Source organism: Phycicoccus elongatus Lp2 (assembly GCF_000367525.1).
Classification (GTDB): Bacteria; Actinomycetota; Actinomycetes; order Actinomycetales; family Dermatophilaceae; genus Phycicoccus_A; species Phycicoccus_A elongatus.
In genome coordinates, this window is the sequence record NZ_HF570956.1 from 1,857,941 (window position 1) to 1,864,628 (window position 6,688).

The window sequence follows — 6,688 nt, forward strand, 5'->3', positions numbered from 1 at the left end:
GAAGGATGAGTCCAACTGAGAGACTGGCGGGCGGAGGGGAGTATCCCGTCACGCACGCCTCGTCATCACGGTTCCGCCGTCGGAGCCCGGGGCGCCGGCCCGAAAGACTCGGGTGGGAGAGACCTCCGGACCGTTGTGATGTCCGGAAGGCAAACCCCTGTGCACATGATCTCGACCCTCACCACGGCGACGCCGGCGCTCAATCTGCCGACGTGGGCTTGGTGGCTCACCATCGGCGTGGCCATTGCCGTCCTGACCTTCGACGTCATCTGGATTGCGCGCAACCCCCACCGTCCGTCGACCAAGGAGTTGTGGCTCGCCCTCAGCCTCTACATCGGCGCGGCGATCGCCTTCGGCATCGTCATGTGGATCACCGAGGGTGGGCAATTGGCCGGCGAGTTCTTCGCCGGCTGGCTGACCGAGTACTCACTGTCGGTCGACAACCTCTTCATCTTCCTGCTGATCATGGCCAAGTTCGCTGTGCCGGAGCGCTACCAGCAGTACGCCCTGATGATCGGCATCATCATTGCGATCGTGCTGCGCGGCTTTTTCATCTGGGTGGGCGCGGCGGCCATCAACAACTTCTCCTGGGTCTTCTACATCTTCGGCGCCTTCCTCATCTACACCGCGATCAAGCTGGCCCGCGAGGGTGAGAGCGACGACGAGGAGTTCGAGGAGAACGCCTTCATGAAGGCGATGGAGCGCGTCTTCCCGGCGACCAACCAGTTCCACGGGACCAAGTCGTTCATCAAGGAGAACGGCAAGCGCTTGGCCACCCCGATGTTCTTCGTCATCTTGGCGCTGGGCACGACCGACCTGCTCTTCGCGCTCGACTCCATCCCGGCGATCTACGGTCTGACCAGAGAGCCCTACATCGTCCTGGTCGCCAACCTCTTCGCCCTCATGGGCCTGCGCCAGCTCTACTTCCTGCTCGGCGGCCTGCTCCAGAAGTTGGTCTACCTGAGTATCGGCCTGTCGGTGCTCCTCGCCTTCATCGGGGTCAAGCTCCTGCTGCACGCCCTCCACGAGAACGAGCTGCCCTTCATCAACGGTGGCGAGCACGTCAACGTCCCGGAGATCCCGATCGCCGTCTCGCTCGGGGCCATCGTCGTCATCCTCGGCGTGACCACGATCGCCAGCCTCTGGAAGTCCAAGCGGGACGCCAAGGCGATGGTGGCCGGCTCGGACTCGACCAGCGACTGACGCCACCGACCTCACGACAGAGTGGATGTTCTGGGGGCACCGGTGCCCCCAGAACATCCACTCTGTGGGGTGGGGCCGCTCAGCCGCCGGTCTCGGTGAGGTCGCTCGGCATCTCGTCGGGATCCCGGCGGGCGGCGCCCATGATGATCGCGCTCGCCGCGACGACCAGGGCCATGCCGACGAGCTGGAGCGGGCCGAGCCGCTGGCCGAGGACGAGGAGGCCGGCGAGGGCCGCCACCGCAGGCTCGAGGCTGAGCAGGATCCCGAAGACCGCGGCGGCCATGCGGCGCAGCGCCAGCAGCTCGAGCGAGTAGGGAAGCACCGAGGACAGCACGGCGATGCCGAGCCCCTTGGCGAGGATCGTGCCGTCCCAGGACGGGACGCTGGTGATGCCGAAGGGCAGGGTGGCGACCGTCGCGACGACCATCGCGAGGGCGAGCCCATCGAGGTGGGGGAACTCCCGCCCGGTCCTGCCGCTGAGCAGGATGTATGCCGCCCAGCAGGCTCCCGCGGCCAGTGCCAGGCCGATGCCGACGAGGCTGAGGTCGGCCAGCGGGGTGTGCAGGACCTCCGCGATGAGCACGACGCCGACGGCGGCGCCGCCCACGGCCACGAAGTCCCAGAGGCGCCGACTGAGCACGGCGGCGAGCAGCAGGGGGCCGATGAACTCGATCGTCACCGCGACCCCGATGGGCAGGTGGGCCAGCGATCCGTAGAAGGTGAAGTTCATCAGGCCCAGGGCGAGGCCGAAGGCACCGACGGTCAGCCAAGCGGTGCGCGAGTGGCCCCGCCACCGCGGACGGACGACGACGAGCAGGATGGCCGTCGCGAAGAGCAGCCGCAGCACGACCGACCCGCCCGCGCCGATGGCGGGCACCAGCGTCGCGGCGAGCGCCCCGCCGAACTGCACCGAGACGATGCCGCCGAGCACGAGCAAGGGGGCTGGAATGGCGTCCCCCCTGCTCCGTCTGGTGTCCACCGGCCGAAGGCTACGCCCCTCACCAGCCGCGGTCGCGCCACTCCTCCAGATGCGGACGCTCCACGCCGAGGGTGGTGTCGCCGCCGTGACCGGGGTAGATCCAGGTGTCATCGTCGTACCGGTCGAAGATCTTCGCCGTGACATCGCGATACAGATCGTCGAAGGACTGAGAAGGGTCGTTGCGCGTCGCTCCGACCCCGCCGGGGAAGAGCGCGTCACCGGTGAAGACATGGGCGTGACCGGTCGGGTCGCGGTAGGCCAGGACGACCGAGGCCGCGGTGTGGCCGCTGACGATGGCGACGTCGAGTGACAAGTCGCCCAGGCTGATTCGGTCGCCATCCACGAGGCGTACGGTCGGCGCGACCGGCAAGCCCTCGGCGTCGAGATCTCCGGCATAGGTCACGGCACCGGTCGCCTCCGCGACGTCGGTGAGCGCCCGTGTGTGGTCCCAGTGACGATGGGTGGTGACGAGGTGGCGCAAGGAGCCGGTGCCCTCGGCGACGAGGGCCAGGCACCGCTGCGGGTCATCGGCCGCGTCGATGAGGAGTTGGTCGCCCGTTGCCCGGCAGGTGAGCAGGTAGACGTTGTTGTGCATGGACGACACCGACATCTTGCGAATGGTCAGGTCGGGCAGTTCCCGCACATCGGAAGGACCACCCGGGGTCACGTCGCCGGTGTAGGTCATCGCCCCTCCGGAAGGGTGGGTGGGTTGTCCTGGTCGATTCCGTCGGGTATGCCGCGAGCCAACCACGCCAGAACCCCCGCCCGGGTGCCGGTCACGTCGGCCGAGCCGTCACCCACGGCCCACGCGTCGCCCTCCGTGGTCCGGATCGTCAGGCCGGGCACATGAGGTGCGCCCCGCAGGCGAGTGATCTCGTCGGCCAGGAAGGGAGCCACCAGGTCGTCGGGCAGGTCCCCGAAGGCGGGTCCCGCGTCGAGGTCGACGTGGTGATAGACAACTTCGCGCAGGCGCATGAAGGGGAGATTGCGAGCATGGAAGGACGGGCCGCCGGGCGTGCGTTCGACGCGGGTGCCCCCGAGGTCACCGGAGAGGCCGGCGAGCGCCTCGTCGACCGCGCGGGCGGTGCCTCCGAGATCGGCCAGGATGAAGTCTCGGCTGCGGGCGGCCCCCGCCTCGATGTCGGCGTCACGGCTCTGAGCCGAGTCGTACATCGTCTCCCCGGAGCCTCCGGCCGCTCGCACCAGGCGCATGAGACCGTCGGCGTTGCGCGCCAGGTGACTGAGCACGTGAGCCCGGGACCAGCCGCCGCAGAGGCTGGGCGCAGCCAAGTCGTCCATCTCTGCCGCGGTGGCGAGCAGTGCTGTGGTGGCAGCGGGCAGGTGATCGAGGGGGGAGAGGTCCGCTGTCATGCTGGGTACGTTACCGGCGGATGAAGGCTGTCGGTGCTGCCACCTACAGTTGTGCTCGTGACTTCTGCCCCTGCCGCTCGACGGACCGGAGCCCACCTTCACGACCGCTTGATCGTGCGTGGCGCACGTGAGCACAACCTGCGTGACATCTCGGTCGACCTGCCTCGGGACGCGCTCGTCGTGTTCACCGGGCTGTCCGGGTCGGGCAAGTCCTCGCTCGCCTTCGACACGATCTTCGCCGAGGGCCAGCGCCGCTATGTCGAGTCCTTGTCCGCCTACGCGCGCCAGTTCCTCGGGCAGATGGACAAGCCCGACGTCGACTTCATCGAGGGTCTGTCGCCGGCGGTCTCGATCGACCAGAAGTCGACGAACCGCAACCCTCGCTCCACCGTGGGCACGATCACCGAGGTCTACGACTACCTTCGTCTGCTCTTCGCCCGCGCCGGTCGCCCCCACTGCCCGGTCTGCGGCGAGCCGATCACTCGGCAGACGCCGCAACAGATCGTCGACCGCCTGCTCGAGCTGCCGGAGCGCACCCGCTTCCAAGTGCTGGCTCCCGTCGTCCGGGCGCGCAAGGGCGAATTCGTGGACCTCTTCGCCGAGTTGCAGGCCAAGGGGTTTGCGCGGGCGCGAGTCGACGGCGCGGTGGTCAGTCTCACCGAGCCCCCGATGTTGGAGAAGCAGGTCAAGCACACCATCGACGTGGTGGTCGATCGCCTCGTCGCCAAGGGCGGGGATCGGTCGGCCAAGCAGCGACTCACGGACTCGGTCGAGACCGCGCTCGGTCTGGCTGGCGGCATCGTCGTCATCGAGTTCGTCGATGTCCCTGAGGGCTCGGATCAGCCGCGCGAACGTCGCTTGAGCGAACGGATGGCGTGTCCCAACGATCACCCCCTCACGATGGACGAGATCGAGCCGCGGTCCTTCTCCTTCAACAGTCCGTTCGGTGCCTGCCCGAAGTGCACCGGGATCGGGACCGAGCTCGAGGTCGACCCGGAGCTTATCGTCCCCGACGAGGACCTCTCCTTGGCCCAGGGCGCGGTGGCGCCTTGGGCGGCAACCAGTGGGGCGTCGGAGTACTTCCAGAGAGTCCTCACGGCGCTTGCCCAGGAGATGTCCTTCTCGATGGACGCGCCGTGGCGCTCCCTGCCCCAACGGGCGAAGGACGCCATCCTCAGTGGGCGCAACCACAAGGTCCACGTCAAGTACCGCAACCGGTATGGACGTGAGCGTTCGTACTCGACCGGCTTCGAGGGCGCGGTGCCGTTCGTGAAGCGGCGGCATGCGGAGACCGACTCCGACTGGAGCCGGGAACGCTATGAGGGCTTCATGCGGCAGATCCCCTGCCCGCAGTGCGGCGGCAGCCGGCTCAAGCCGGAGTCGCTGGCCGTGCTCATCGGTGGCCGCTCGATCGCGGACGTCTCTGCGCTGTCGATCAAGGATGCCGCGGCGTTCTTCGATGACGTCGACTTCACCGACCGCGAGCGGCAGATCGCCGAGCGGGTCATCAAGGAGGTCAACGCCCGGCTCGGCTTCCTGCTCGATGTGGGCCTGGACTACCTGAGCCTGGACCGGGCCGCGGCGACTCTCTCCGGCGGGGAGGCCCAACGCATCCGATTGGCCACCCAGATCGGTTCCGGCCTGGTCGGCGTGCTCTACGTCCTCGACGAGCCCAGCATCGGTCTGCACCAGCGCGACAACCACCGGTTGATCGAGACCCTGACGCGGTTGCGGGACCTGGGGAACACCCTCATCGTCGTCGAGCACGACGAGGACACGATCGCCACCGCCGACTGGGTGGTCGACATCGGTCCGGGTGCCGGCGAGCACGGCGGCGAGGTCGTTCACTCGGGCACGGTCAAGGACCTGCTGGCGCACCCGACCTCGATGACCGGCAAGTACCTCTCGGGTCGGCTCGAGATCCAGACGCCCTCCGTGCGTCGCCCCCAGGAGAAGGGACGCGAGGTCACGGTGGTCGGCGCGCGCGAGCACAACCTGCGGGATGTCACCGTGTCCTTCCCGTTGGGCAACCTGGTCGCGGTCACCGGGGTCTCCGGTTCCGGCAAGTCCACTCTCGTCAACGACATCCTCTACACGGTGCTCGCGAACAAGCTCAACGGCGCCCGGCAGGTGCCCGGTCGCCACAAGTCGGTCACCGGACTCGAGCACCTCGACAAGGTCGTCCACGTCGACCAGAGCCCCATCGGGCGAACGCCACGCTCGAATCCGGCGACCTACACCGGCGTCTTCGACCACATCCGCAAACTCTTCGCCACGACCACCGAGGCCAAGGTCCGCGGCTACCAACCCGGTCGGTTCAGTTTCAATGTCAAGGGCGGCCGCTGTGAGGCATGCTCTGGCGACGGCACGATCAAGATCGAGATGAATTTCCTCCCGGATGTCTACGTCCCGTGCGAGGTCTGCCACGGAGCCCGCTACAACCGCGAGACCCTCGAGGTCCACTTCAAGGGCAAGACGATCGCCGACGTCCTCAACATGCCGATCGAGGAGGCCGCCGAGTTCTTCGCTGCGGTCCCGGCCATTGCGCGGCACATGGAGACCCTCGTCCAGGTGGGTCTGGGCTATGTCCGGCTCGGACAACCGGCGCCGACGCTGTCCGGTGGTGAGGCCCAGCGCGTCAAGTTGGCATCCGAGCTGCAGAAGCGCTCCACCGGTCGCACCATCTACGTTCTCGACGAGCCCACGACGGGCCTGCACTTCGAGGACATTCGCAAGCTCCTCGGGGTCATCCAGGGGCTGGTCGACAAGGGAAACACGGTCATCGTGATCGAGCACAACCTCGACGTGATCAAGAGCGCCGACTGGATCGTCGACCTCGGTCCTGAGGGCGGGTCAGGCGGCGGATTGGTCATCGCCGAGGGGACCCCGGAGGAGGTCGCGAACGACCCGGCCTCCCACACCGGGCGCTTCTTGGCCCCCGTGCTCGCCCGGACGGCGCGCACCACCACCCGGCCCACGGGCTCGGCTCGCGGGGCCGGGGCAAAGTCCGTGACCAAGCGGCCGGCTGCCACGGACTCCTCGGCGGGAACCCGTGGCCAGACCGCCGCGGCTCCACGAACTGCCGCGGCCAAGAAGGCGCCGGCGAAGCCGGCAGCGCCCAAGAAGCCGGCGGGG

At 68.1% G+C, this 6,688-nt stretch carries 5 protein-coding genes; 2 read left to right on the forward strand and 3 right to left on the reverse strand.

Annotation, left to right across the window (positions count from 1 at the left end; genetic code table 11):
- Positions 1-165 precede the first annotated feature (165 nt).
- Positions 166-1,203: a TerC family protein gene (locus BN10_RS08820; RefSeq protein ID WP_040751230.1), complete on the forward strand. Its 1,038-nt coding sequence runs from the start codon at positions 166-168 to the stop codon at positions 1,201-1,203.
- A gap of 79 nt (positions 1,204-1,282) precedes the next feature.
- On the opposite strand, the gene BN10_RS08825 is transcribed toward BN10_RS08820, so the two are convergent.
- Genes BN10_RS08825 through BN10_RS08835 form a run of 3 tightly spaced genes read right to left on the reverse strand, consistent with a single transcriptional unit; the run spans position 1,283 to position 3,553 of the window.
- Positions 1,283-2,182, reverse strand: coding sequence for an EamA family transporter (locus BN10_RS08825; RefSeq protein WP_010850897.1), 900 nt, complete (start codon positions 2,180-2,182; stop codon positions 1,283-1,285).
- A 19-nt stretch (positions 2,183-2,201) separates the two neighbouring features.
- Positions 2,202-2,867: an MBL fold metallo-hydrolase gene (locus tag BN10_RS08830; protein ID WP_010850898.1), complete on the reverse strand. Its 666-nt coding sequence runs from the start codon at positions 2,865-2,867 to the stop codon at positions 2,202-2,204.
- On the reverse strand, positions 2,864-3,553 hold the full coding sequence (locus tag BN10_RS08835; protein WP_010850899.1) for a maleylpyruvate isomerase family mycothiol-dependent enzyme: 690 nt from the start codon (positions 3,551-3,553) through the stop codon (positions 2,864-2,866). Before BN10_RS08835 ends, BN10_RS08830 begins: the two co-directional genes overlap by 4 nt.
- A gap of 57 nt (positions 3,554-3,610) precedes the next feature.
- Here BN10_RS08835 and uvrA point away from each other — a divergent pair.
- A partial coding sequence (uvrA, locus tag BN10_RS08840) for an excinuclease ABC subunit UvrA (RefSeq protein WP_156917362.1) occupies positions 3,611-6,688 on the forward strand: 3,078 nt, incomplete at its 3' end.

What these genes read in the sequence shown, in the direction of transcription:
- BN10_RS08835 (WP_010850899.1), bottom strand. Translation starts at nt 3,553, where the DNA reads ATGACAGCGGACCTCTCCCCCCTCGATCACCTGCCCGCTGCCACCACA.
- BN10_RS08820 (WP_040751230.1), top strand. Translation starts at nt 166, where the DNA reads ATGATCTCGACCCTCACCACGGCGACGCCGGCGCTCAATCTGCCGACG.
- BN10_RS08830 (WP_010850898.1), bottom strand. Translation starts at nt 2,867, where the DNA reads ATGACCTACACCGGCGACGTGACCCCGGGTGGTCCTTCCGATGTGCGG.